Consider the following 25,308-nt stretch of genomic DNA (forward strand, 5'->3'; position numbering starts at 1 on the left):
TCGATATGGAACAGTTTTGAAGGCGTTGTTCCCACAGCGGGAGCAAGCAAAACCAAGCCTGCCGATTGCGGCGCTTCCAGCCATGGCCTATATCCGGGGCGACACAGATTCACGCGGTTTGCCGAGTGCTGCGCAAACCCGCAAGGGGAGAGACTTCATGCTGGAAGAAGGCCGTATCTATCTGGGAACCAGCCGCAATCCTGATGATTCGATCAACAAGGGCGAATATCTTGAATTGAAATATGCCAACCGGCACGGCCTTGTGACCGGTGCCACCGGTACCGGCAAGACGGTCTCGCTGCAGATTCTGGCTGAAGGCTTTTCCAACGCTGGCGTGCCGGTGTTCTGCGCCGATGTGAAAGGCGATGTTTCCGGCCTTGGCGCAAAGGGTGTTGAAAAGGATTTTCTGGCAAAGCGCGCCGACACCATCGGTTTCGACGATTACGAGTTTCAGGAGTTCCCGGTCATCTTCTGGGATCTGTTCGGAGAAAAGGGCCACCAGGCGCGCACCACAATTTCCGAGATGGGGCCGCTGATTCTCTCCCGTCTCATGGATCTGAGCGAAACCCAGGAAGGCATTCTCAACATGGCCTTCAAGATCGCCGACGATGAAGGCCTTCTGCTTCTCGATCTGAAGGATTTGCGCTCCCTGCTTTCCAACATGGCCGACCGGCGCAAGGAACTGAACGACGAATACGGCCTGGTTTCCACCCAGTCGATCGGTGCGATCCAGCGTCAGTTGCTGGTAATCGAACAACAGGGTGGCGAGGCGTTTTTCGGCGAACCGGCCCTTGATATCCGTGATCTGATGCGCACCACACGCGATGGCCGCGGCGCAGTCAGCATTCTGGCTGCCGACAAGCTGATGTCCTCACCACGGCTTTATGCCACTTTCCTGCTCTGGCTGTTGTCCGAGCTGTTCGAGGAACTGCCCGAGGTCGGCGATCCCGACAGGCCGAAGCTGGTCTTCTTCTTCGACGAGGCTCACCTGCTGTTTGACGAGGCACCCAAAGTGCTGATCGAAAAGGTCGAACAGGTCGTCAAGCTGATCCGTTCCAAGGGGGTAGGGGTGTTTTTCGTCACCCAGAACCCACTGGACATTCCCGATGCGGTCTTGTCGCAGCTTGGCAACCGGGTTCAGCATGCGCTCAGGGCGTATACACCGCGGGAGGCAAAGGCGGTCAAGACGGCAGCCGATACCTTCCGCCCCAACCCTGCCTTTGACGCCGAAGACGTGATCAAAAATCTCGGCGTCGGCGAGGCGCTGGTTTCCACCCTGGAGTCAAAGGGTATTCCTTCCATCGTGCAGCGCACGCTGATCCGCCCGCCCTCCTCGCGCCTTGGACCGCTGGATGAGCGCGAGCGCAAGGACCTCATGGGCGTGAGCCCGGTCGCAGGCGAATACGACAGGGATATCGATCGCGAATCGGCCTATGAGGTGTTGCAGGAGCGCGCCGAAAAGGCAGCGAAAGAGGAAGCCGAGCGCAAGAAGCGCGAGGAATACGAATACAAGCAGAAGAAGAAAACCCGTTCCTCCGGGCGCAAGCGGCAATCGGTAACCGAAGCTGCCGTCAAGTCGATTGCCCGCTCCGTGGCAAGTTCCCTCGGCCGGGCGCTGGTACGGGGCATTCTCGGCAGCCTGAAGCGCTGATCAGCTTTTGAGAAGTCCGGTCAGATCCTTCAGCACGCGGCTTGGCTCAAGATCGGTGTATTCGTCCGGCTGGCCCGTCCGGTTGACCCAGGCGCAATCGAATCCGAAAGCGGTTGCCCCGGCAATATCCCAGCGGTTGGACGACTGGAAACTTACCCGCTCCCGCTCGATCTTCCAGTAGTCGGTGACCATCCGGTAGGTTTCCGGCGATGTCTTGAACACCATAAGCGGATGGACGGAAAAGACCTCGTCCAGCAGGTCTTCAAGACCGGCGGAAGCAACCGCACTGTTGAGCATGTCGGGCGAACCGTTGGAAAGAATGGCAGTCCTTGCCCCGTTTTCCTTCAGGGTCTTGAGCACGCCTGGAACCTCGCTGTAGCAGTCAAGCGCCATATAGGCATCCAGCAATGCCTTGCGGGCTTCCTTGTTGGTATCGGGAACGCTTGCAAGTGCGAAATCCAGGGCTTCTTCGGTGAGCGACCAGAAATCCCGGTATTTGCCCATGCTTGAGCGGGTCCAACTGTATTCAAGCTGCTTGTTGCGCCAGATTTCCGAAACCCGCGCTGCATTTTTTCCGACCTTTCCGGCGTGACGGGCAACGGCGGAATGAACGTCAAACAGCGTGCCATAGGCATCGAACACATAACAGGTGTAGGCCATGAAACCTCCTGGCATATCTTGCGGGTTCGGAAGATCGCGTATTCCCGGTACCAATACAAGCAACGAATTGGCCGGAAAAGCGTTGCATCAGTGACGGCCTGTGCCTAGATTCACAGGGACGCGCCGAGCGCCGCAAGGCGGCAAACCCATTTAACAACAGGAGAATTCAATGTCTTTCGAATTGCCCGATCTTCCCTATGCCTATGATGCGCTGGACCCTTTCATGTCTGCTGAAACGCTTGAATTTCACCATGACAAGCACCATCAGGCCTATGTCACCAACGGCAACAAGCTGCTGGCCGATTCAGGCCTGGACGGCAAAAGCCTGGAAGAAATCGTCAAGGAAAGCTACGGCGAAAATCCCGGCCTCTTCAACAATGCCGGCCAGCATTACAACCACATCCATTTCTGGAAATGGATGAAGAAGGATGGCGGTGGCGGGGCTTCCAAAATCCCCGGCAATCTGCTCAAGGCAATCGAAAGCGATCTTGGTGGTTACGACAAGATGCGCGAGGATTTCATGAACGCCGGCGCAACCCAGTTCGGTTCCGGCTGGTGCTGGCTTGCGGTCAAGGACGGCAAGCTGGAAATCATGAAAACCCCCAATGGCGAAAATCCGCTTATTCACAAGGCCAGCCCCATTCTCGGCTGCGATGTCTGGGAGCATTCCTATTACATCGACTACCGCAATGCGCGGCCGAAATACCTGGAAGCGTTCGTGGACAGCCTCGTTAACTGGGAGTATGCGGCGGAAATGTTCGAGTCCGCCACGTCCTGAGAAAATCTATAAAACCAGGCTGATGAAGACCCGGACCGGATTCGAACCGGCCCGGGTTTTTCTTTGTTCGCAGTTCATTGACAAAGTGTTGAACATACGGCGCCCGGCAACTGTGTTACCCTTCCCCATCGGCAGGAAACTCGCCGTTGGGGGATTAGTGCGCCGGCATTCTTGCTGGCGGGAAAACAAGCTGTGGCAGGCACCGCCTGTCCATCAATGGGAGCATGAAATGAAAAAACTGGTAGTTGCGTCCATCCTGACGGCAACCCTCACCGCCGGCGCTGCCATCGCAGCGTCCCATGGCGCCGATCCGATTGCCACCCGCAAGAACGGCATGCAGGGCGTTGGTCTTGCCATGGGCACCCTTGCAGCAATGGCGAAGGGAGAAGCACCGTTCAACGAAAAATCGGCCCTGTCGGCGCTGAAACTGATGAACTATGTTGCTGCAACTTTCGAGCAGCATTTTCCTGAGGGTTCCAACAGTGGCGGCGATACCACCGCTGCACCGAAAATCTGGGAGGACATGGCCGGGTTCAAGGCCGCAGTGGCAAAACTCCAAACCGATACGGCTGCCGCCATTGAAGCAGCGCCCGCATCGGCGGAAGCACTGGGTCCGATCATGGGTTCTGTGGGAGGCAACTGCAAATCCTGCCACGAAAGCTTCCGTGTAAAGAAATGATCGAATACCCTGCTATGATGCACGCCCATTGAGCAGGATAATGATCATGATGAAAAAACTGATTGCCGCTGCGCTGCTGATTGGCGTGGCGGCACTTGCCGTCTTCTGGTGGCTGTCCGCACCGGCAGCGCTGAGCGAAGAGCAGCGTGCAAGCCTCACCGAAGGTGATGCTGCTGCCGGTGAAACAATGTTCTGGGCGGGCGGCTGCGGCTCCTGCCATGCGGAAAAATCTGCCAAGGGCGATGCCAAGAAATTGCTGGGTGGCGGACACCGGCTCAACACCCCGGCAGGCATTTTCGTCACGCCGAACATCTCGCCCGATGGAGAAACCGGCATCGGCAACTGGACCCTGGAGCAGTTCGCCAATGCCATGTGGAATGGCGTCTCACCCGGTGGCAGGCACTATTATCCTTCCTTTCCCTATTCGTCCTATATTCGGATGACCGGCGAAGATATCTCGAACCTGTTTGCCTATCTGAAGACGCTGGAGCCTGTTTCGCGCGCCAACGAACCCCACGACCTGCCACTGCCGCTGAACTTCCGCCGTGGCATCGGCCTGTGGAAGACGGCTTTTCTGGATGCGGCACCGGTCAAGCAGGATATCGATGCGGACGAAATGCTGCTGCGCGGCCGCTATCTGGTGGAAGGACCGGGCCATTGCGGCGAATGCCACACCCCGCGCACGGTCTTTGGTTTTGGCGGCATGGACGAAAGCCGCTGGCTTGCCGGTGGCCCGGCACCGGAGGGCGATGGAAAAATCCCCAACATCACTCCCCATGAAAAGGGCTTGGAAAGCTGGAGTGCCGGCGACATCGCAAGCTATCTGGAATCAGGGTTTACCCCCGATTTCGATTCGGTCGGTGGCACCATGGTCTCCGTCCAGGAAAACATGGCCAGGCTGAGCAAGGAGGATCGCGCCGCGATTGCAGCCTATCTCAAGGCGATTCCTGCTGTAGGCAACTAGAGCGTGTCCGGTTTAAATTAAAGCAGTTTGCATGGATGGATTTTTCGTTTCCGGCAAGGAGAACACCGCAGCGCGGTGCCTTGCCACCTCGCGAGGATTTCGACGAAGCCAGAACGCAAAAGACACCACAGCCGGGCACTTAACATCATGAATGTATCGGGTTTTCTGCAATCGTTTGAACCTGGTTCCCTGCCCTTCGGGCAGCGTCGGAAAATACTGACAGTGCCTGCACTGCGTCGCATTTTCCTCCTTGCCGAAGACCAAACTCCCGGCGCTCAAACGATTCCATTTAAGCCGGACACGCTCTAGGCGATTTTGCCGCCGGCCAGTCCGGTCACTTTCAGCGCAAAGGCCTGGGAGCGCGCGGCGTCTTCCAGCGCTGCAAACCGGCCCGACTTTCCAAAGTGCCCCGATTGCATGTTGGTGCGCAGCATCAAAATATTGTCGTCGCGCTTCATGGTCCGCAGCTTCGCGACCCATTTTGCCGGTTCCCAATAGGTAACGCGCGGATCTGAAACACCGGCGGTCACCAGCATCGGCGGATATTCCTGTGCGGTGATATTGTCATAGGGTGAATAGGAGCGGATATCGTTGAAAGCCTCCACGCTTTCGATCGGATTGCCCCACTGCGACCATTCGCCGGGCGTCAGCGGCAGGCTGTCATCCAAAATGGTGTTGAGCACATCGACGAACGGAACATCGGCGATGACACCGGCAAACACTTCCGGGGCCATGTTGACGCTGGCGCCAACCAGCAGCCCGCCGGCAGAACCGCCCTGGATGATGATCTGCCCGGGATCGGCAAACTTCTGATCGCTCAGCGCTTTGGCAGAGGCGATGAAATCGTGGAAGGAATTGGGCTTCTTGCCGAATTTGGCAGCTTCATACCAGGCACGGCCCTTTTCCTGCCCGCCCCGCACATGGGCAATCGCGTAGACGAACCCGCGATCGACCAGTGACAGCCGGTTGGTCTGAAAGCCTGCCGGCATCGACATGCCATAGGAGCCATAGCCGTAGAGCAGGCAGGGCGCTGTGCCGTCGACGGGTGTGGAACGGTGATGCAGGACCGTAACGGGAACCTGTGCCCCGTCATGGGATGCCGCCGTGATGCGGCGCGTCACATAGTCCTTTGGGTCATGGCCTGAAGGAACTTCCTGTTCCTTCAGCAGCGTGCGCTCGCCACTTGCCAGATCATAGTCATAGGTCTGTGAGGGGGTCGTTGGCGAGGAATAGGTAAAGCGGAATACATCGTTGTCGAAATCGGGCAGGGCGGAAACGCCGAGCGCATAGGCTTCCTCGTCGAAGGCAACGGAGTTCGTGCGCCCGTCCGCACCCATGAAGCAGATGCGGGGCAGGGCATTTTCCCGTTCCATCCAGATCAGCCAGTGCCTGTAGGCATCGATGGAAAGAAGCTGCCGTCCCTGCTTGTGCGCGATGACGTCTTTCCAGTTGCCGATACCGGGGGCATCAACCGGGGCTTCGACGATCTTGAAGTCTTCTGCGCCGTCTGCATTGGTCAGGATGACAAACCGGCCGTCCTGATGTTCGACGGAATATTCCAAACCCTCTGTCCTTGGCGTTATCACGGAAAGGCCGGCATCCGGTTTGGCCGCCGGAACGAACATTACTTCGTCCTGGTCGTTCATCCCCGCATGGATGAAGATGAAGTCGCCCGAACGCGACCGCCCGACGCTGCAGTAAAAGCGGGGGTCTTTTTCCTCGTATACCAGAACATCCTTCGCCGGGTCGGTTTTCAGCCGGTGGCGGAAAACCTTGCTCGGCCGGTGGTTTTCGTCGATGCGGGTATAAAACAGCGTTTCATCGTCCGCCCAGGCCACCGAACCCACATCGGCAATGCCGGTGCCGGTATCTTCGGTTGATCCTGCCGGGCGAAACTTCAGCTGGAAATATTCAGACCCTCTGGTGTCGCTGCTCCAGGCAAGCATTGAATGTCCGGGGCTGACTTCCGCGCTGCCAAGCTGGAAATACTCGTGTTTTGCCGCTTCTGCGGACACATCAATCAGAATCTCCTCCTCGTCCCCCTTTTGCGATGTGCGGAAAAACACCGGATGCTCGGCTCCTTGCGCGTAGCGCCAGCCATATTTGTACGGACCATCGGGAACCGGAACGGAACTGTCGTCTTCCTTGATGCGTCCGCGCATTTCGGCAATCAGCGCCTTCTGAAGGTCTCCGGTATCGGCCATTGCCTTTTCAAAATAGGCGTTTTCAGCTTCAAGATACGCCTTGATGGGGTCTGGCAGTTTATCCGGCTCGCGCAGGGCTTCCTGCCAGTTTTCCGCTCTTAGCCAGGCATAGTCGTCACTCAGCGTGACGCCATGGACGGTTTGGGTTGTGGTGTGCCGGTCGGCGGCAGGTTCGCCGCCAATTTTCTTGAATACGTGCTTCATCGGGAGTTGCCGGAAATCGCTGTAATCGGTTGGGTTCAAAACAGGCGGGAAGGCCTGTCGCAAAGTGACTGACGGCCTAAGAACAAAACGTAGGACCAAAACATAGGGCTCCGGCGCCTGCTTCTCAAGCGGCCCGCCGTGGTCTCCGCAAATTTTCCCTCCTGCCGCCGAATCTCGTTGATCACTGCCGCTTGTGCTTGAAGCACCGCACGCCATTGACTATTACCAATGGAAGGCATTTCAAGTTAGACAGCCAGACGGGAAAGCGAAGAAGCAAGCGTTCATGATCGAAGTCAATCCGACCATCTTGTTTTTGCTTTCCCCATTTCTGGCTGCCTTGCTTTCTCCACCGCTTTTCCGGTTGATGGGTGCTGCCGCTGCCTGGGTGCTGGCGCTCATACCGCTTGCCGTGTTCATCCATCTTGCCGGTTACGTTCCACAGGTTGCTTCCGGCGAAGCTTTCACGATGGGGCTGTCCTGGGCGCCTTCGCTCGGGGTCAACCTGTCCTATTTTCTTGATGGTCTCAGCCTGATCTTCGCGCTGCTGATTTCCGGCATAGGAACGCTGATCATCCTTTATGCCGGCGGCTATCTGAAAGGCCATCCCCAGCACGGCCGCTTTGTCGCTTATCTGTTTTTGTTCATGGGTTCGATGCTGGGCGTGGTGACGGCGGACAACCTGATTGCCCTGTTCATCTATTGGGAACTGACCTCGATCACCTCCTTTCTGCTGATCGGATTTGATCACAACCGGATGGCATCCAGAAGGGCGGCAATGCAGGCGCTGGTGGTCACGGGCGGGGGCGGCCTTGCGCTGCTGGCTGGGGTCGTCGTGCTGAACCTTGCCACCGGCATGAACGAGTTGTCGCTCATTCTCGCCAGCGGCGAAACATTGCGCGAAAGCCCGTTCTACTTGCTGATTTTCTGGCTGGTGGTGGCGGGCGCATTCACCAAGTCCGCGCAGTTCCCGTTTCACTTCTGGCTTCCCAATGCGATGGAGGCTCCAACGCCGGTCTCCGCCTATCTGCATTCGGCAACCATGGTGAAGGCCGGTGTCTATCTGTTGATGCGGATGAACCCGGTCCTGGGCGAAACACCGGTCTGGGAGACGGTGCTGCCGGTGTTCGGCACGGCAACCCTGCTGGTGGGAACCTTGCTGGCCATACGCCAGACCGATCTCAAGCTGATGCTTGCCTATACCACCGTTGCCTCCCTCGGCCTGCTGGTCATGCTGACCGGGTTCGGCAGTGAGAAGGCGATAGAAGCTGCGGTCTATTACCTGTTTGCCCATGCCCTGTTCAAGGGCGCGCTGTTCATGGTCGCCGGCCTGATCGATCATGAAACAGGCACACGCGACATCCGCCAGTTGGGCGGCCTGCGCAGCGCAATGCCGATCACCTTTGCTGCTGCCGCCCTTGCCGCCCTGTCCATGGCCGGCCTGCCACCCTTTGTCGGCTTCATGGCGAAGGAGGAGATCTACGCCGCCATCGCCGCCGGCGATCCCTGGCCTTTGGCCATCACCGCATTGACGGTTGTGGGCAACGCCTTGATGCTGGTGATCGCCGCAGCCGTTGCGATCCTACCTTTTCTGGGAAAATCGGTTAAAACCCCCAAACATGCCCATGAGGGCCCGGTTTTGTTGTGGCTTGGGCCGGTCGTTCTTGCGGTCTGCGGACTGGTTTCCGCCGTGCTGTCGGGAAAGACCAATCATCTGATCATTTCGCCGATGTCCAGCGCGGTGGCCGGCAGCGAAGTGCACGCCCATGCGGCAATTGCCCTGCACATCGGAATACCGCTGCTGCTGTCGGTGATTACCATTGCGCTGGGGGTTGTGTTGTTCCTGCAGCTTTCCCGCTCGCGCGATGCAATGGCTGCAGCCCTGCGCGGCATCGGCTGGGGTCCGGACCACGGTTTCGACCAGTTCATGAAAGGGCTGGTGTCGGGTTCGGCCGCCATTACGCGCGTCATCCAGAACGGGCGCCTGGAAGGCTACATGACCACGGTGTTTTTCGTCTTCGGTGCTGCCGTCTGGTTCAGCTTGTATACCTACGGAGAACTGCCGGACTTCCCGCAATTCGTTGCACCAACCTTCTATGAAGCCGGCATTTTCCTGCTTGCCCTGCTGGGACTTGGCGCGGTGATCTATGCCCATGACCGCCTGACGGCCATCGTGTCCCTCGGCATTCAGGGGTTCTCTGTTGCCGTGATCTTCATCCTGTTCGGTGCGCCCGATCTCGCCTTTACCCAATTCATGGTCGAGACGCTCTCGGTTGTCATCCTTGCCCTGGTGATGACCCGCCTGACGCTCAACAAGACCGACCATCGCCCGTTCGGCGAAAAATCCTTCGACATCACCGTGGCCTCAATTGCAGGTTCGGGATTTGCCGTGCTCATGCTGGCCGTTCTTCAGGTGCCGTTCGATCCGCGCCTGTCCGAGTTCTTCAGCGCCTATAGCCGGGTTGTTGCCCATGGCCGGAACATCGTCAACGTCATCATCGTGGATTTCCGGGGACTGGATACGCTGGGTGAAATCGCGGTCGTCATGATCGCAGGCCTCGGCATCATCGCCCTGATCCGCGTCAAGGCGCGCCAGCCCAGATCGGAGGCGGAAGGATGAACACCGTAATCTTCCGCACCGCCGCGCCCTACCTGACGGCACTGATGGTGATCTTTTCGATCTTCATCCTTCTGCGCGGCCACAACGATCCTGGTGGCGGTTTCATCGGAGGACTGATTGCCGCTTCCGCCTTTGCCATTTACGGCATCGCCAATGGAGTGGCGCCGGTGCGGCGTGCGCTCTACTTCCACCCGATCACGCTTGCCGGTTTCGGCCTGTTTATCGCCACGCTTGCAGGCATTCCCTCACTGTTTGCCGGGGTGCCTTTCCTGACCGGCCTGTGGACCTATCCTCGGATATTCGGCTTCGAACTGGCGCTGTCGACACCGCTGGTATTCGACATCGGGGTCTATTTCGTCGTGGTTGGTGCGATTACGGCAATCGCCCTTACCCTGGAAGAAAGGCACGAGGGCTGATGGAAATCTATCTTGCGCTCCTCGTCGGCTGTTTCTTCATCGTCAGCATCTATCTGCTGCTGTCGAAATACGTCATCCGCATTCTGCTCGGCGTCGCCATTCTCAGCAATGCCGTAAACCTGCTCATTTTCACCGCCGGAAGGCTGAACCGCGAGGTGCCGCCAATCATCCCCGAAGCGCTACAGGTGCCAGCCGAGGCAACGGCCAATCCGCTGCCCCAGGCGCTGATCCTGACGGCGATTGTCATTTCCTTCTCCTTTTTCGCCTTTCTGCTGGTGCTTGGATTCCGTTCGTTCCAGGATCTCAACACCGACGATACCGACAACATGCGCTTTGCCGAGCCGGTGGACCCGCCACCGCCGCCCGAAGGCTATTAGGAGCGTTTCATGGCAGGTGATAGCGGCAAAACAATCGATCTGACCGGTGTGATGGTGGAGGCTACGCTTCAGCCCGCCGACTATCTTGTCGTCGCCCCGGTCGTTATTCCCATCTTGTTCGGCGCGCTGCACCTGATGCTCAGAAACCGTTCCGTCAATCACGGTTTCATGGCCATTCTCGGCATGGCGCTTCTGACGCTGGCGACCTTCGGCCTGCTGCAGCGCGTGCTGGAAACCGGCCCGGTCACCATGACCATGGGCAGATGGCTGCCGCCATTCGGCATTTCCTTTTCCGTTGATGTCGCCGGTGCGCTGCTGGCCTTTACCAGTGCACTCATTGCGCTTGGTGGCGCGGTGTATGGCGCAGCGACCGCGACAGCGCTCGAAACGCGCTATGGGTTTTATCCCTTCTTCATGCTGATGATGGCCGGCGTATCAGGCGCTTTTCTCACCGGCGATGTCTTCAATCTTTACGTCTGGTTCGAGGTCCTGCTGATCTCATCCTTCGGCATGATCGTTCTGGGAAGCGAGCAGCGCCAGCTCGACGGCACCATGAAATATGCGTTCCTCAACCTGGTCGCGACGACCATGTTTTTGGTGGCGACAGGCCTGCTTTACGGCACGCTGGGCACGCTCAACATGGCCGATATCTGGCAGAAGCTGAACGCGTCCGGAGAAGTGCGCGGGCCGGTGATGACAATTGCCGTGCTCTATTTTCTGGCATTTGCCATGAAGGCGGCTGCCTTTCCGCTCAATTTCTGGCTTCCGGCCTCCTATCACACACCGAAATACCTCGTCTCTGCCCTGTTTGCAGGACTGCTGACCAAGGTGGGCGTTTATGCGCTGCTGAGAATTTCCCTGATGCTGTTTTCCGACCAGCGCGACCAGTTGGCATTGTTCATGGCCTGGGTGGCGGCACTGACCATGCTGATCGGTGTACTGGGCGCCCTGGCACAGCGCGAGGTGCGCCGGGTGCTGGGCTATCTGGTGATCTCGGGCATCGGTACCATGCTGGCGGGTCTGGCCATCGGCAGCCAGACCGCAGTCGCCGGCGTGCTGGTCTACGCCGTTCACTCCATGATCGTCATGGCAGCATTGTATCTGGCAGCCGGTATCATGAACCGGCTTTCCGGCAGCGCGGACATGGCAGGCGGCGGTGGTCTGTATGCTGCCTCACCCATGCTTGCCGGTGCATTTTTGATCCTCGCCTTTTCGGTTTCCGGCCTGCCGCCAACATCCGGGTTCTGGGGCAAGTTCGTCCTCGTGAAATCGGCGCTCGAAGTGGGAGCCTGGTGGCTTGCCTTTGTGATCCTGCTCAGCGGGCTCCTGACGACCATCGCCATTTTCAGGGTCTGGACCTTCGCCTTCTGGCGCGGCGGGCCGGAAGGAACCCCCGACGGTGCGGAGGGCTGGACGGTGAACGCGCTGGATGCGAAATTCCGGTTGCACGCCGCGCTTACCGTTGGTGTGCTCACGGCAATGACCTTTGCGCTGGGCCTAGCACCGGAGATGCTGCTTTCTGCCGCTGCTGATGGCGCGCGCAGCCTGCTTTACCCAATGTCCTATGTCGATTCGGCATTCGGAGGTGTCAGCCAATGAACATTCTGCTGATCAACGTGCTGCTGATGCTGGCCTGGGGGGCAATGACCGGCTCCTTTGCGGAGATCAACCTGTTTTTCGGCTTCATACTGGGATTCTTTGCGATTTGGCTGATCCGCGAACAGCTCGGCACCGGGGGGTATTTTGGCCGCCTTACGCGCCTGACACTGCTGTTTTTGCTTTTCTTGAAGGAATTGACATTGTCGGCCCTGCGGGTCGCCATGCTGGTGTTGCAGCCGAAGATGAAGACCAAGCCCGGAATTTTCGCCTTTCCGCTGACCGTCGACAGGGACTTTGAAATCGCGCTGTTGGCCAATCTGATCACGCTCACCCCGGGAACCCTTTCGGTGGATGTCTCTACCGACCGGAAATTTCTTTATGTTCATGCCATCGATTGTTCGGACATCGAAAGTGCGAAAGCCGACATCGCCCAGGGGTTCGAACGCCGTATACTTGAGGCTTTCAGATAGGGAGGAAATGATGGACAGCTCGGCATTTCTTGCCCTTTCAATCCAGATCGCGATGGTCCTGTTGACCCTGTCGTTCTTTGTTACCTGCTACCGTGTGGTGGCAGGGCCAACCTTGCCCGACCGCATTATGGCGCTCGACATGCTGGTGGGCGTGGTCATCGGCTTTATCGCGGTCGTGGGAGTAAAGACGGGTTATTATCTCTACGTTGATATCGCAATCGCCCTTGGTCTTGTGGGTTTCCTTGCAACCGTGGCGTTTGCCCGTTTTGTGCTGGAACGCGACATGCCGGAAGGTGACCGGGAAGAGGTTGGCAGGAAGGCAGGTGCGGAATGATCATTGAAATCGTTGCCGGTCTGCTCGTCATCGTCGGGGCTTTTTTTGCATTGGTCGCGGCCATCGGAATGGTGCGGTTGCCCGACGTATATTCGCGCATGCACGCTGCCTCGAAGGCGGGGACCGTCGGTTCCGGCCTGATGATGATTGCCCTTGCCGTGATCTCCGCTGACGGCAGCACCGCGATCCGTGCCCTTGCCGGGCTGTTCTTCTTCATTCTGACTGCGCCCATTGCCGCCCATCTACTTGCCCGGGCAGCATACAAGGTGGGGTATCCGCTTTGGCAGGGCAGCGTCGCCGATGAAATGTCGGTTCATCAACCGGTCAAGCGTGGGAAAGGCAGAAAATCGAAATAGTTCGTCAAATCAATTTTATGTTGATGCTACCGGCGAAATTACATTTCCAAGCGTGTTTATTAATACTGGCGTCGTTTTTTCTATTTTTGGATATAAATGACAATTGACATTTGGATTGTATCTTGCAAAAGCGTGTTGCGGAGTCAGTATAAGGTGATTTTGGGGGCTGATTCAGCGCGCGGCATGATGCCGGGCACCGTAAACAAAAAAACTAAAATAGCTACGGAAGCTTGACCCACATGAATGACACAATCCCCGACTCCAGAAATGACGAGTTACTAGTTGAACTTACAGCCGATGTCGTGTCGGCCTATGTTGGAAACAATCCGGTATCCACTACAGAATTGCCGGTATTGATCAGCGAGGTCCACAAGGCGCTTCGTGGTGTTGCTGCCATCGCTGCAGCGCCGCCTGCACCGGAGCTAAAGCCGGCTGTGAATCCCAAAAAATCGGTATTCCGCGATTATATTGTTTGCCTGGAAGATGGCAAAAAATTCAAATCGCTGAAGCGCCACCTGCGTTCTCATTTCGACATGTCGCCCGAAGAGTACCGGGAGAAATGGGGCCTTGCGCCGGACTATCCGATGGTTGCTCCTGCTTATTCGGAGCGCCGTTCGGCTCTGGCAAAGGAAAAAGGCCTGGGCCGCAAGAAAGGCGCTCGCAAGTAGGCAAGCGCATTCTTGTGCCGGAATTGGTTTTGAAGGCCGGAAGCCCGTAACAGGCATCCGGCCTTTGTTTGATGCGGTTATGGCCCGCCATCCTTCATATTCTCCAGAGCCGCCAAAGCCTCACGGATTGCAAGGTGCCGGTTGAGGTCATAGGCGGGATGGCTTGCGCGTGCCCAGCGGCGTTGTGCAGCCAGCATGCCGCGAAGCTTGCCAATGGCTTTTCGCCGCAATGCTGCTGCCGTCGGCGGGAGCCCTGTCAGTCCGCAGATTTTCCACGTCAATTGCCCGCTGTTGGCTCCACCACGGGCTTCCCGCTTGCCGAACGCGGCTGCTTCATGGGCAAGCCGGTGCTCAAGATTTTCCAGGCTGCTGGCCATTGTTCACCTGTGAAAGAATGCCGGGGATTCTGTCCGGCATCTCTCAGGCGGGAATAAGTATTGCCCCTTTCCCAGGAAGGTTTGGCGCAAGCCATTGATTTTGCGTCTTATTGACAAACCGGCAGGCTGCAGCGGTGCAAACATATGCCACCGGCGATTGCATTTCCCACAATAGGAATATAATCCTTTTTTGGGGAGTGTCTCATGTATCAGCGCATTCATACCTGTCAGGCACGGCAGACAAGCATCCGGAAAGCGGAGCTGACGGCTCTGCCGCATCGCAAACATGTACCCCGGCCACAGCAGGACATCAGCCCCGGCTATGACCGGGTGGCCGGTCAGCTTGTCATCAAGCTTGTCTCCGTGCTGGACAGGGTATCGGTTGGCGACCTGCTCCGTGCTTCTCGCGGCAAGGCGGATATCTGTCTTTCGCGGCAAAAGGCAATGTATCTCATGCACACCGTTTTTTCCTCGCCCTATCACACCGTGGCGGAGTTCTTCGGCCGCGACCGCACGACGGTAGCCCATGCCTGCCGCCTGGTAGAGGACATGCGCGACGCAGAGGAATTCGACAAGCAGTTGGAGGCGATGGAAAACCTGCTGGTGTCGGCACGCAGCCTATATGAGATTTCCGATCGGGGAGCGGGCGATGCGTGACCGCCTAAAGGCGCTCGCACGGCTGCTGAAAGTTCTGAATGCCACCGGTGCCAGCGGCGCAGATCATGAGTTCGATGGGGAAACACTCTGTGTATTGCGGCAAAAGCGCTCTCACCGCTTTGCTCGTACTTTGTATGAAGAAGCGCTGCGGCGCGGCCTTGTCGCAATATCTGAACAGGGCCGGCTGCACATCACGGTGGAAGGGCAGGCGGCGCTGACCCGGTTGCTTGATCCTGAAAACGGATTTCGGTCGCAAAACCGCATGCTGGAGCTTAAGGCGGCATCTGAAGACAAAACCTGCCGGCAAGTTCTCGCCAATCGCGCAGAATCGCCGCTGGAGCGGCTTTTCATGCGCAAAAACCGCAATGGAACGCCGTGGATCGGGGAGCATGAATTTCAGGCCGGAGAAAAACTGCGCCGTGATTTCGAACTTGCCGGATTGCAGCCACGCATTACCGCAAACTGGGTGGCGACGGTCGCCTCCCGGAGCCGGTCGGCGGGCGGCAGCGTGGAGATAAGCGACTTTGCACTGGATGCGAGGAAGCGCTTCGAAACAGCCCATGCTGCCATCGGGCCGGAACTTGCGGGCGTTGCGATGGATGTTTGCTGTTTTCTGAAGGGGTTGGAAACCGTTGAGCGGGAACGGGGCTGGCCGCCGCGATCTGCCAAATTGATGTTGCGCACCGCGCTGCAAATTCTGGCGCGCCACTACGGCCTTAAAACAAGCGGCGGGAAGCGGGCCATGCGGCAATGGGGCAGTCAGGGATACCGGCCGGAAATCGGTTCTGCTGGCGCTGCAGACGTGACGTAGGCCTGATGGCAGGCGTCTATGCCGCTAACCTTGCAGCGGCAACGTCCTTTACCCGCTGAACCATGGAGCGCAATCCGTTCGAGCGTTGCGGGGTGATGTGCTCGGCAAGTCCGAGCCGGTCAAACACCGCCTGATGGTCGGTTTCGACGATTTCGCTTGCCTTGCGTCCGGAAAAAAGAGCCAGCGTAACCGCAATCAGGCCGCGCACGATATGAGCATCGGAGGTGCCGCGATACGTGACGACCGGATCCGGGCCGCCTTCAAACTTGCTGTCGATCCACACCTGACTGACACAGCCCTGAACCTTGTGTGCCGCATCCTGTTTTTCTTCAGGAAACGGTTCGAGCTGGTCGCCAAGCTCGATCAGGTATTTGTAACGGTCCTCCCAGTCATCCAGGAGTTCGAAATTCTCGATGATCTCGTCGATGCTCATGCAGTTTTCACCTCTCGCGGAAATCCATACAGGATCATGTCGGCGGGGTGAACCGTCTTTGACGGCTATCGTTTTCCAGGGAAAAAGGTTCAGGGAAGGTAGCGGCTACTCTACTGCGCCGGTTTCAACGTTATCGACATTCTCCGCTTCGCCAGAAGCTGTCTGTGCCTGTGGCCCATAACGCTTGTCGAGCCAGGTATAGGCAATGCGGGCTCCTTCCCGCGCTTTGACGCCCATTTGCGAGAACAGCTGGCCGCCGGTTTCGCAGGTTCCCTGATTGCGTGAGCAAAAACCGGCGACATCCTCAACCACCGACTGGGCAAGTCCTACCGTTTCAAGCGGCGAAACGGGATCTTGATCTGCTGAAAGGTCTGACGGGTTCACCGGAATGAAAGCGACGACCAGGGACAACCAGAACACTGCACGAATTAAAAACATGATTTTTCACCTTTCCCGCCCCTGCTCTAACACTGGCGGGATAAGGATCGTTTCATTCTGCCGGCGGCATTTGTCTAAAATTGTACCTATCGTGTTTCACCGGCGGAAAGATCGCTTTCCCCGGGCGCTGCAGCAGGCGAAAAAACCTGGAGAAGAGCGCCGCTTTCTCGCAGAAATGGTCTTCTGTTGGCGCTGCCGGACAGTGACCAAACATTAACCATGTCCGTAAGTAAACAGCGATTTGCACCCTTCACCGGCCTGCGGGCGCTTCTGCCAGGCTGCATTTAGGGTTCCATTAAAGGTGCTGTGCGAACCTTGGATCAAAGTAAAAGGGTTCACAGGTTTTGCGTAACACCCCTTCAGAAGAAGCTGCCGGAAAGGCTCTCGATTCCCTGGTCGAAAAGTTCGCCCAGGCCGAAGCGTTTTGCCGTGAAATCGGCAATCCCGATCTGGTTCAGCCTGCAACAATTCACGACCATCACGGCAAGCTGTTATGGGCAAGCAGTCGCGCTGCCGCCATGCTTGGCCTAAGGCAAGGCGAAGAAGCAGGGCATTTTCTCGAACTGGTCAATGTGCAGGACCGTATTGCAGTCGGCCAGTTTCTGGCAGATGCCGGTGCCGGTCACGGCAAACTGGAGTTCCGCCCGCTTCGCCAGCAGGCCAATGCAGCCGGCTGGCTGGAAATTTCCGCCGGTGGTGCCGGGGTTGAATGTGATACCGGGGCCTCCCGGTTTCGTGTCCTCGCCTATCGTGATGTGACCCAGGCCAAGGAAGCAGAAGCCGAGGCCGAAAGGCTTTGCGACAGGGCCGAACACGCCAACATCGCAAAGAGCCGGTTTCTTGCCAATATGAGCCATGAGCTGCGTACGCCTCTCAATGCGATCCTTGGCTTTTCCGAATTGCTGAAATCGCCGATAGCCGCCGATTTTCCCGATGCCCGCAAAGAGGAGTACATCTGCCTCATTCACGATTCGGCAAGTCATCTGCTGGATGTGCTGAACGGCATTCTCGACATGTCGAAGATCGAACACGGCATGTACGAAATCCAGCCGCAGCGCTTCGATCTTGAAAAATGCCTTCGCACGACAGCCGCCATCATGCGCGGCCAGGCCGAAACCCGTTCGATTGCCGTCAACGCGATCAATCTTGAGGGTCTGCCCGAGATTGTCGCCGACGAGAAAGCAGTCCGGCAAATCGTCATCAACCTGCTGTCCAATGCGATCAAGTTTTCGCCTGAAGGCGCTGTGGTAACGCTGCAGGGAGAAAGAAGTGCCCGGTTTGCGACATTGATCGTGCAGGATGCCGGCATCGGCATTTCCCCCGAACACATAGAGAGTCTCGGGCAGCCCTTCTTCCAGGCCGACAGCAAGCATGACCGCCGCTACGAGGGAACGGGCCTTGGCCTCTCCGTCGTAAAGGGACTGGTTGAACTGCACGGTGGCGATGTGCGGTTTGAAAGCCGCCGCGACCACGGCACCACGGTCACCGTTCGCCTGCCGATCCACGGCGCCGTAACACGTCCGGTCGCATCCCCCTCCAAAGTCAGCCGCATCAAAAAGGCGGTTAATGCTCCCAATGGCGGGGATGCAGAGGCTGGAGAAGAGATGACCGGGGAACAACTCAGAATTTTGCGCAATACCGCATAGGAGATGGAGATGGCTAGCAGCATCATGGACCGGTTCTTTTCCGTGCTACAGAACAACCCGTCGGTTGCCGCAGGCGGATGTACCTTTGCAATTGCCTTCGCGCTGGTTGCAGGCAATGCATTCTACGCCCAGAGCGGCGCCCATCCCGATCCGATCTGGGCCACCCGCGACATGACAACAACCCAGTCGGTTCCCGATGTGCGGCCGGTACAGACAACCCGCATACAGCCGAAAAAAAGGCCTGCGCGTGACAGCGCAACGGTAGCCCGGCACAAGAAGCTGGTTTCCCGGTTGCAGATCGCATTGGCAAAGACGGGAGATTACGAGGGCGATGTGGACGGCCTCATGGGACCTATGACCCGCGCCGCGATTACCAAGTATCAAAAGCGCAACAATATGCATGAAACCGGCAAGGCGACACAGGAACTGGCAGCCTTTGTCGAGAACCGGTTGCCAAAAGTGGCATCGCAGAAAAAGGCCGACAAGCTTTCCGGCATCATTGCCAACACCGAACCGGTACTGTCGGACGATGAAATGCTCAACCGTGCTCTGGTAATGCGCATTCAGGAACATCTTGCCCGTGCCACCGGCAGCAACATCGACGTGGATGGCATTTTCGGAAACCAGACCGAGCAGGCTCTAAGACAGTTTCAGCAGCGTCACGGCCTCAAGGTTACCGGCCAGCCCGATCGCACGACGATTGAGAAACTGGTCAGTTCCTGACGTGCCGGTCTTGTGGTAGCGGTATGGCAGGCAGATAGCCAACCCTTCCACATTCTGGCAGCAAGCTTCATGCGGTTGAAATCCTCTATTTTCGTTTCCGCAATCCTGCGCCGTGAGCAGGCCGATGGCGCGTTTGGCGCCGTCTTGCGCAAGGGGTCAGAAGATGCCGGCGCCATCTTTCTGGTTCACCGCATCAGCGCGGATATCGCAACTGTCTATGCGCCCGCGCCGCAGATGTTTGCAGCCGAAAGCAACAGCGCCGATCGCCTGTTTGAGGAAAGACTGCGGGAAGTTGAAGCCGTTGAGGTGGACGGGTTCCTTGACCGTCAGATCAGTTTCGATCCCGACTGCTGGATTGTCGAAATCGAAAAACGCTCACCGCTCATATCCATCGACATTGCAGATTTGGATGGCGGTTCCTGACGGTCAGGCACCGGCAGCGTGTTGGGGCCGGTTTTGGAATTCCTGCTGCCCTTCCGCGCTTGTTTGCGGCCGCGGTTCGATGGAGCGGCCATCGATGCTCTGGCCGATTTCCTCTCTGCGGAAGCGGGCCGCTGCGGCAAACTCCGTATCGCCCGTTACGCCGCGTTCGATGGCGGGCTCCAGGCTGGGCATGGCAAATGCCGCGCCGACCTGGTTGAAGATCATCCGGCAGATGCCGGTATCCAGTTCACCCAGCAACGCCTTGGCGCCTGCATAGGCTTGTGGTGTTCGCCCGTAACGCGGAGCGAGCATCAACAGCAGTTTGAGGTCGTGCGGACTGTCGGGATTGAGGGCCTTCAGCAGATAAGCGAGCTCATCTCCGCTGCGTTTGCGCAAAAGGGTTGATATGGCTTTGGTTTCCATTCCCGACAGGTTGGCCATCTGTCTTGCCATCGCTTTTTTGTTCTGGCTGCGGGCAAGGGCCACAAGGTGCCGGGTTTCGCGCGGGGCAAGCCTTTCAAAGCGCTTTGCGCCCAAGGCGGGGCGTTCCCGCGCTGCATCTTCCTGATGCGTTTGTAGAGGCGATGAGGCTTCCTGCTGGCCGGGCTTTTGCCGGCCAAGGCGCCCGCCGGCGGAAGCCAGCGCAACGATCTCTTCCCCATCGAGCCATTGTGTACGCGCCGTGCCTTGATCTGCGTCCTCCCGTATTTCTTCAATCAGCGATGTCGCATAAGGCCTCCTGCCGAAGGGGCTGGCATCCTGGGAAAGGGTTGCTTCTTCAACCGGCGGCTGGGACTGTTCGGCCGGTTTTGCCGCACTGTTTTCCACAAGGTCCTGTACCGCCTCTTCAGCTTTCTCGCCGTCGTGGAGGCTTTCAAGACTGCTTTCCTGCAGCGGCGGTACGGCACGCTTTAAAATAACATCCCTGTAGGCGGGCCCCATCTTGCGGGCAATCTCCTTCAGGTCGAGCTCTCCCAGCACCGGCGAATACAACAAACAGGGGATGGCGACATCCAGGCTGTCCTGAGCCAGATAAATGGCAACCGAGCGAGGTGTGTAGGCGGACTGCGCCAGAAGGGTAGAGATCAGTCTGCGGTCGGCAGGCAGCAGCTGGCCGGCAAGCTGATAGAAAAGCTCCTTATAGGCTTCGATCTGGTGGGGCGCAGGCCGCGGGTTGGCGGTCAGGTCGCGGCTTGCATCGACAAGAATACGGGTGTGGCGAGCGCGGCGGGAAAACGCTTCTGTTTGGCTGTTTGCGCTGACAAAAGGAGTTTGAGCACCCATGGACCGCCGGACCTTCTTGCAAAAAGGGGCAGCTTTTCCGCACCGCCCGCGAATCGGTATCGTTCGCGGACCAGATTGCTCCTGAATGTATTAGCGAACTGTTAACTACGTTGGCGTTCAATCGCGCTATCTCCCGGAACGTAAAGTGATTCGTTTTGGAAGGATGTAATCGAACCTCCCGAGGAGAAGTCTGATGGGACAGGTAATTCAGTTTCCGGCAAAAGAAGGCGAGACGCCAGCCGACCGCGTTAAGAAGATGGGGCCTGTAAAGCGGCAGGACGGACGCAAGACAGCCGAACTACTGTTTTTCACCGGGGTGCGCTACGAACGCCAACTGAGTTTGCCTTCACAACGCATCCGCCGCCCGATACCCAGGGTTTGATGCCGGCAGAAATTGCGGCATCACGAATCAATGGTGAATTTTTCGCAATTGGTTTCGCTGAGAAAATTGCGGTTTGCCGCTGACCAGCTGTCATCCGGCTGAAAGACGCGCACAATGACAAAGCCGTTCTCGATGTCGGCTTCCACCACAACGGATGTCTCGAACAGTTCGACTTGCGCTCCCCGCATTTCCAGGCCCTGTAACGGGGTCAGGATCAGCAGATCGAGATTGTTGTCGATGGCCGTGCGGTTGTTGAGGCTGTAGACCACCGCACCATCCTCATCGAACACCGATGCCGACCAGAAGCTTGTGGTTTCCGGTCCCCGCAGCCGCAAGCCTGCTTCTTCCAGATCGAAACGGCATATCCCATAGGAAAAGAATGGATCGACTTCCGAAATGGCAGAACCGGTTTCTTCCGGTTTAAGCGGCGTGAAGCGATAGGGTTCCGTTCTTCCGGAAAGAAATGCCCAGGCACCCCTGGTGCCGTATTTGGGGATCATCAGAACGACCGCGATATGGACGATACCCGCAAGCACCAAGCCCATGGCCAAAAGATAGAGGATGCGCCATTTCATGTTTCGCACCTTCCCCTGATGATGTTGGGCATGGTGGGCGTCACAAGGCCCGAAGTGCTGGTGACGGGCGTGTCATAAACCCGCAGGACAAGCCGGAAACGGCCTTCGCCGGCGGTTCCAAGCCAGTTGCCGGCCTTGGGACGCTGGCTGATCAGAATGCGGAATGATCCGTCTGTATAGCGCAGCAGGCGGCCCGAATGGACCGAGGAGCGGCTTCCGTTATCCGGTTTGATCTGTTCGCCCGAGGCGGCATAGGCTGCAAGGGTCCACAATTTGGAAGGCGGTGTTGTTCCCGAGACACTGTAGTCGCAGGCAAGCTGCAGCGGCTCTCCACGGCTGTCGGTTTTTGCCTCGAAAGCAAGCCCTTCGGCTGCACCAAGAGGGATCGTCCCGTTCCTGACCGTCTTGGCCATGGTGTAGGGGTCAACGGATGCGCCGCTGGCAAACGGCCAGGAAACCCACGGCCCGGAGCGGATGCCGCCGAATGCCAGTCCTGTATTGATCGTATACCAGGCGGAAGCTCCGCCCAGTACAAGACCGATCAATACAACAATGAGCGTATCGGCAATCAACCGCACAAGATCATCCCAATCAAAGAAAAAGCCGCCCCATTTGCTGCCGGACTACTGTGCCACTTTGGGCGTGGTATCGCCGCGCGTGCCGTTCACCCGGCCGGCAAGCACTGTTGCGTCACGCTTTTGTTCGCGCGCCGCGACAACATCGCGCCTCAAGACGGGCTTGGCCTGCCGCAGTGTGCGCCCCAGCGCCCTTAAATAGTCCTCCGCCTCCTGGGACAGGGTTTTTGGTCTAAGCGCGGGTTTCAAACCATCCTCGTTCTGCTCGGCAATTGCCTCCGGGCTTCTTCCCGGCAACGGGTTTTCGATATAGGGGATCGGCTGCAATTCGATGTTTTGATGGGCAAACGTCATGTATTGTTTCCAGGTCATGGCTGGCAGATTGCCGCCGGTAAGCCTTCGGGTCGGGCGGTAGTTGTCATTTCCCATCCATACCGCCGTGACGTAGTTTCCGGTGAAGCCGACGAACCACGCATCGCGATAGGCATTGGTCGTGCCGGTCTTGCCCGCCGCCCTTATGCCGTCAAGTGCAGCCCTTCTGGCGGTGCCCCATTCGGGAATTTGCGCCATCATGCGGTTCATGACCCCCGCGGTGCGCTCGGTCAGGACACGCACCCTTGGTGGTGTCTGGTCGCGCCGGTCGTAAACAATCTCCCCCTGAAGGTTGGTCAGCTGCACGATGGCGTACCGGTCGAGCTTGTAGCCGCCGGTCATGAATGTGCCGTAGCCGGTTGCCATTTCCAGCACGGTCAGCCCGTTTGAGCCGAGAACCATGGCAGGCGACATCACCAATTCGGAGGTAACACCCATGCGCCGTGCGGTATCCACGATCTTCCTGCCGCCGATGCCCCGCCGCCCGTCGGCGCCAACATAGAATTTCACCGGTATGGTGTTGATCGACTTGACGATCGCCGTCTGAAGATCGATGCGGCCGCGAAAGCTGCCGGAATAATTGCTGGGACACCAGGAGCGGCCGTTGCGGCTGACGCAGATGCGCCCGTCGACTACCCTGCTTTTTTCGTTCAGTTCAAGTTCTTCGACTGCTGTTGCATAGACGAAAGGCTTGAAGGAGGAGCCGGGCTGCCGGCGCGAATTGGTGGCCCGGTTAAACTGGGATTCGCCATAGTCGCGCCCGCCAACCATCGCCCTGACCGCACCGTCGCGGTCGATAGAGACGAGCGCGGCTTCCGACACACCCTTCTCCTTGCCGAACTGGCGAAGGTGATTGTTGATCGCTTCCTCGGCTGCACGCTGCAGGTCAAGGTCAATCGTGGTCTTTGCATAGAAGGTTTTGTCTGGCAGGCCGCGGGCCAGATCCTGTACTTCCTCGAAGGCGAAATCGAGGAAATAGCCCGGCTGTTCGATGTCGTTGCGCTCTATGGGCGTTGCCGGCTTGCGGCGTGCCGCCACCACCTGGCCCTCGGTCATGAAACCTGCCTGCACCATGTTGGTCAGCACCTCGTTGGCGCGGGCGCGGGCATTGGGCAGGTTGATGTGCGGGGCATATTTCGACGGCGCCTTGTAAAGGCCGGCCAGCATCGCCGCTTCGGCAAGCGTCAGGTCTTTCGGGCTTTTTTCAAAATAGTATTCGGCCGCTGCCGTGATGCCGAAATTGCCGCCCCCCATATAGGCACGGTCAAGATAGAGCTTGAGGATGTCGTTCTTTTCCAGATTGGTTTCCAGCCACAGCGACAGGAAGGCTTCCTTGATCTTGCGCTCGATCGTCCGCTCATTGGTGAGGAACAGGTTTTTGGCAAGCTGCTGGGTGATCGACGAGCCGCCCTGTACGACCGAATTGGCCCTTACGTTTTCCGCCAGCGCCCGGCCAAGACCGAAGAAATCGATGCCGTAATGCTCAAAGAAACGCCGGTCTTCGGTCGCCAGCACCGCCTTGATGAAATGATCGGGCAGGGTGTCGATTTCTCCAGAATCGGTCTGGCGCACCCCCCGGCGGCCGATTTCCTTGCCGTTGCGGTCAAGAAAGATCACCGAATAGTCGCTCTTGTCCCGCCAGTTCTTGGAAGTCTCGTCAAAGGCCGGCAATGCCAATGCCAGCAGCACCACAAGCCCGGCAAGCCCCAGGGTCAGCCCCTCATCGGCGATTTCCACAAGCAGGCGTTTGAAACCGGTTGCGCGAAACCGCTGGAAGAAAATGACGAGATTCTCCCAGAACTCCGAACCGCCCGAAAACAGGCGGTACATGGCCGAATCGATCCATGAATCGATTTCCAGCAGCCGGTTTCGGCCCTTGCTGCGGCCGTTTTTCTCGAACGGATTGCGCATGGTACGCGGCCTCTTTCCGCGAATATTCCTTTTGGGAACGTCTTATAACAAATTGCCAATGAATTTGGAGAAAAATCAGGCAGCCGGTTAACCGTCATGGCCATTGCTTTTTGTCTCTGGTAAGGCAGCCAGGGAAACAGCCCAGCCGGAGGCGGTCAGTGGAACAGCAAACCCCGTTCTGGAAGCGCAAACCCCTTGAGGAGATGACGCCGGGCGAGTGGGAAAGCCTGTGCGATGGCTGCGGGCGCTGCTGCCTCAACAAGCTGGAGGACTGGGACACCGGCCAAATCTACTGGACGAACATCGCCTGTACCCAGCTCGACTGCACGACCTGCCGCTGCATGAACTATGGTGAGCGCTTTCGCCTGGTGCCCGACTGCATCGATCTGACGCCGAAAAAGGTGCGCGAACTCACATGGCTGCCGCCGACCTGCGCTTATCGGCTGGTCGCCGAGGGCAAGGACCTGCATGATTGGCATCCCCTGGTTTCCGGCAGCTCCCAAAGCGTGCATGACGCCGGCATATCCGTGCGCGGCCGCGTCGTCAGCGAGGACGGGCTGAGCGTTGACGACTATGAAGACCACCTCGCCACCTGGCCGGGGGAGGAGCCCTGAAAAACAAAATAGGAAAAAATTCCTTGACACCGGAACGGTGATTTGCTAGGTTCTTTCTACGGTCGGAGAAGTGCGGCTCACTGGGCCGCTGCTGACTGGCCGATTACGAT

Annotated in this window: 28 protein-coding genes; 19 read left to right on the top strand and 9 right to left on the bottom strand. The window is 58.0% G+C overall.

What is annotated here, in order from left to right; all coding sequences use genetic code 11:
- Positions 1-157: 157 nt before the first annotated feature.
- Complete coding sequence (locus BVL55_RS03890; RefSeq protein ID WP_075997870.1) at positions 158-1,651, top strand: helicase HerA-like domain-containing protein; 1,494 nt, start codon at positions 158-160, stop codon at positions 1,649-1,651.
- Here BVL55_RS03890 and BVL55_RS03895 read toward each other — a convergent pair whose 3' ends face one another.
- The gene (locus BVL55_RS03895) at positions 1,652-2,311 is read right to left on the bottom strand and encodes a haloacid dehalogenase type II (RefSeq protein ID WP_075995814.1); all 660 of its coding nucleotides are present in this window, start codon (positions 2,309-2,311) and stop codon (positions 1,652-1,654) included.
- Between the two features lie 169 nt (positions 2,312-2,480).
- Between BVL55_RS03895 and BVL55_RS03900 the strand changes: the two genes are divergently transcribed.
- The 3 genes from BVL55_RS03900 (at position 2,481) to BVL55_RS03910 (ending at position 4,732) form a co-directional block, all read left to right on the top strand.
- Positions 2,481-3,089 (top strand): superoxide dismutase, encoded by a 609-nt coding sequence (locus BVL55_RS03900; RefSeq protein ID WP_075995815.1) that lies wholly within the window; start codon positions 2,481-2,483, stop codon positions 3,087-3,089.
- A 229-nt stretch (positions 3,090-3,318) separates the two neighbouring features.
- Positions 3,319-3,768, top strand: a complete 450-nt coding sequence (locus BVL55_RS03905; RefSeq protein WP_075997871.1) for a c-type cytochrome — start codon at positions 3,319-3,321, stop codon at positions 3,766-3,768.
- Positions 3,769-3,817: 49 nt separating this feature from the next.
- A complete protein-coding gene (locus BVL55_RS03910; protein ID WP_075997872.1) occupies positions 3,818-4,732 on the top strand; it encodes a c-type cytochrome in 915 nt (304 codons plus the stop codon).
- 305 nt (positions 4,733-5,037) lie between these two features.
- On the opposite strand, the gene BVL55_RS03915 is transcribed toward BVL55_RS03910, so the two are convergent.
- Positions 5,038-7,140, bottom strand: coding sequence for a S9 family peptidase (locus BVL55_RS03915; RefSeq protein WP_075995816.1), 2,103 nt, complete (start codon positions 7,138-7,140; stop codon positions 5,038-5,040).
- A 283-nt stretch (positions 7,141-7,423) separates the two neighbouring features.
- Between BVL55_RS03915 and BVL55_RS03920 the strand changes: the two genes are divergently transcribed.
- From BVL55_RS03920 to BVL55_RS03955, 8 genes are all read left to right on the top strand, one after another.
- Complete coding sequence (locus BVL55_RS03920; RefSeq protein ID WP_075995817.1) at positions 7,424-9,757, top strand: putative monovalent cation/H+ antiporter subunit A; 2,334 nt, start codon at positions 7,424-7,426, stop codon at positions 9,755-9,757.
- Entirely contained in the window at positions 9,754-10,173 is a 420-nt protein-coding gene (locus BVL55_RS03925; protein WP_075995818.1) for a Na+/H+ antiporter subunit B, read from the top strand. The genes BVL55_RS03920 and BVL55_RS03925 overlap by 4 nt, the downstream gene beginning before the upstream one ends.
- Positions 10,173-10,550, top strand: a complete 378-nt coding sequence (locus BVL55_RS03930; protein WP_075995819.1) for a Na+/H+ antiporter subunit C — start codon at positions 10,173-10,175, stop codon at positions 10,548-10,550. The genes BVL55_RS03925 and BVL55_RS03930 overlap by 1 nt, the downstream gene beginning before the upstream one ends.
- 9 nt (positions 10,551-10,559) lie before the next feature.
- Positions 10,560-12,149, top strand: coding sequence for a Na+/H+ antiporter subunit D (locus tag BVL55_RS03935; RefSeq protein ID WP_075995820.1), 1,590 nt, complete (start codon positions 10,560-10,562; stop codon positions 12,147-12,149).
- Positions 12,146-12,619: a Na+/H+ antiporter subunit E gene (locus BVL55_RS03940; RefSeq protein ID WP_075995821.1), complete on the top strand. Its 474-nt coding sequence runs from the start codon at positions 12,146-12,148 to the stop codon at positions 12,617-12,619. Before BVL55_RS03935 ends, BVL55_RS03940 begins: the two co-directional genes overlap by 4 nt.
- A 52-nt stretch (positions 12,620-12,671) precedes the next feature.
- Complete coding sequence (locus BVL55_RS03945; RefSeq protein WP_428977278.1) at positions 12,672-12,953, top strand: cation:proton antiporter; 282 nt, start codon at positions 12,672-12,674, stop codon at positions 12,951-12,953.
- Positions 12,950-13,309 carry a monovalent cation/H(+) antiporter subunit G gene (gene mnhG, locus BVL55_RS03950; RefSeq protein WP_075995823.1) on the top strand — a complete coding sequence of 120 codons (360 nt, stop codon included), beginning with the start codon at positions 12,950-12,952 and terminating at the stop codon, positions 13,307-13,309. Before BVL55_RS03945 ends, mnhG begins: the two co-directional genes overlap by 4 nt.
- A 239-nt stretch (positions 13,310-13,548) precedes the next feature.
- Positions 13,549-13,977: a Ros/MucR family transcriptional regulator gene (locus BVL55_RS03955; RefSeq protein ID WP_075995824.1), complete on the top strand. Its 429-nt coding sequence runs from the start codon at positions 13,549-13,551 to the stop codon at positions 13,975-13,977.
- Between the two features lie 77 nt (positions 13,978-14,054).
- Here the strand turns inward: BVL55_RS03955 and BVL55_RS03960 are convergent, their stop codons facing one another.
- Positions 14,055-14,354 carry a hypothetical protein gene (locus BVL55_RS03960; protein WP_075995825.1) on the bottom strand — a complete coding sequence of 100 codons (300 nt, stop codon included), beginning with the start codon at positions 14,352-14,354 and terminating at the stop codon, positions 14,055-14,057.
- 204 nt (positions 14,355-14,558) lie between these two features.
- Between BVL55_RS03960 and BVL55_RS03965 the strand changes: the two genes are divergently transcribed.
- Together BVL55_RS03965 and BVL55_RS03970 are read left to right on the top strand one after the other, a co-directional pair.
- On the top strand, positions 14,559-15,011 hold the full coding sequence (locus tag BVL55_RS03965; RefSeq protein WP_083649352.1) for a helix-turn-helix domain-containing protein: 453 nt from the start codon (positions 14,559-14,561) through the stop codon (positions 15,009-15,011).
- Positions 15,004-15,822: a DUF6456 domain-containing protein gene (locus BVL55_RS03970; protein WP_156892407.1), complete on the top strand. Its 819-nt coding sequence runs from the start codon at positions 15,004-15,006 to the stop codon at positions 15,820-15,822. Before BVL55_RS03965 ends, BVL55_RS03970 begins: the two co-directional genes overlap by 8 nt.
- 16 nt (positions 15,823-15,838) lie before the next feature.
- Here the strand turns inward: BVL55_RS03970 and BVL55_RS03975 are convergent, their stop codons facing one another.
- Together BVL55_RS03975 and BVL55_RS03980 are read right to left on the bottom strand one after the other, a co-directional pair.
- Positions 15,839-16,255 (bottom strand): SufE family protein, encoded by a 417-nt coding sequence (locus BVL55_RS03975; protein WP_075995827.1) that lies wholly within the window; start codon positions 16,253-16,255, stop codon positions 15,839-15,841.
- Positions 16,256-16,360: 105 nt separating this feature from the next.
- A complete protein-coding gene (locus BVL55_RS03980) occupies positions 16,361-16,693 on the bottom strand; it encodes a DUF5330 domain-containing protein (RefSeq protein ID WP_075995828.1) in 333 nt (110 codons plus the stop codon).
- Positions 16,694-17,037: 344 nt separating this feature from the next.
- On the opposite strand from BVL55_RS03980, the gene BVL55_RS03985 reads away from it, so the two are divergent.
- The 3 genes from BVL55_RS03985 (at position 17,038) to BVL55_RS03995 (ending at position 19,485) form a co-directional block, all read left to right on the top strand.
- The gene (locus BVL55_RS03985) at positions 17,038-18,339 is read left to right on the top strand and encodes a sensor histidine kinase (RefSeq protein WP_075995829.1); all 1,302 of its coding nucleotides are present in this window, start codon (positions 17,038-17,040) and stop codon (positions 18,337-18,339) included.
- A 9-nt stretch (positions 18,340-18,348) separates the two neighbouring features.
- Positions 18,349-19,062, top strand: a complete 714-nt coding sequence (locus BVL55_RS03990; RefSeq protein ID WP_162841446.1) for a peptidoglycan-binding domain-containing protein — start codon at positions 18,349-18,351, stop codon at positions 19,060-19,062.
- Between the two features lie 69 nt (positions 19,063-19,131).
- Positions 19,132-19,485 carry a DUF1491 family protein gene (locus BVL55_RS03995; RefSeq protein WP_075995831.1) on the top strand — a complete coding sequence of 118 codons (354 nt, stop codon included), beginning with the start codon at positions 19,132-19,134 and terminating at the stop codon, positions 19,483-19,485.
- Positions 19,486-19,488: 3 nt separating this feature from the next.
- Here BVL55_RS03995 and BVL55_RS04000 read toward each other — a convergent pair whose 3' ends face one another.
- The gene (locus BVL55_RS04000) at positions 19,489-20,769 is read right to left on the bottom strand and encodes a hypothetical protein (protein WP_075995832.1); all 1,281 of its coding nucleotides are present in this window, start codon (positions 20,767-20,769) and stop codon (positions 19,489-19,491) included.
- 193 nt (positions 20,770-20,962) lie between these two features.
- Here BVL55_RS04000 and BVL55_RS04005 point away from each other — a divergent pair, with 193 nt between their 5' ends.
- Positions 20,963-21,151 carry a hypothetical protein gene (locus tag BVL55_RS04005; protein WP_075995833.1) on the top strand — a complete coding sequence of 63 codons (189 nt, stop codon included), beginning with the start codon at positions 20,963-20,965 and terminating at the stop codon, positions 21,149-21,151.
- 20 nt (positions 21,152-21,171) lie between these two features.
- On the opposite strand, the gene BVL55_RS04010 is transcribed toward BVL55_RS04005, so the two are convergent.
- From BVL55_RS04010 to BVL55_RS04020, 3 genes are read right to left on the bottom strand one after another with little or no spacing between them, the layout of a single operon-like run.
- Positions 21,172-21,726, bottom strand: a complete 555-nt coding sequence (locus BVL55_RS04010) for a DUF1254 domain-containing protein (protein ID WP_075995834.1) — start codon at positions 21,724-21,726, stop codon at positions 21,172-21,174.
- On the bottom strand, positions 21,723-22,304 hold the full coding sequence (locus BVL55_RS04015) for a DUF1214 domain-containing protein (RefSeq protein WP_075995835.1): 582 nt from the start codon (positions 22,302-22,304) through the stop codon (positions 21,723-21,725). The genes BVL55_RS04010 and BVL55_RS04015 overlap by 4 nt, the downstream gene beginning before the upstream one ends.
- A gap of 45 nt (positions 22,305-22,349) precedes the next feature.
- On the bottom strand, positions 22,350-24,584 hold the full coding sequence (locus tag BVL55_RS04020; protein WP_075995836.1) for a transglycosylase domain-containing protein: 2,235 nt from the start codon (positions 24,582-24,584) through the stop codon (positions 22,350-22,352).
- Between the two features lie 203 nt (positions 24,585-24,787).
- Here BVL55_RS04020 and BVL55_RS04025 point away from each other — a divergent pair, with 203 nt between their 5' ends.
- Positions 24,788-25,198 carry a YcgN family cysteine cluster protein gene (locus BVL55_RS04025; RefSeq protein ID WP_083649618.1) on the top strand — a complete coding sequence of 137 codons (411 nt, stop codon included), beginning with the start codon at positions 24,788-24,790 and terminating at the stop codon, positions 25,196-25,198.
- Positions 25,199-25,308: the final 110 nt, after the last annotated feature.

The organism is Salaquimonas pukyongi (assembly GCF_001953055.1).
In the GTDB taxonomy this organism is placed as follows: Bacteria; Pseudomonadota; Alphaproteobacteria; order Rhizobiales; family Rhizobiaceae; genus Salaquimonas; species Salaquimonas pukyongi.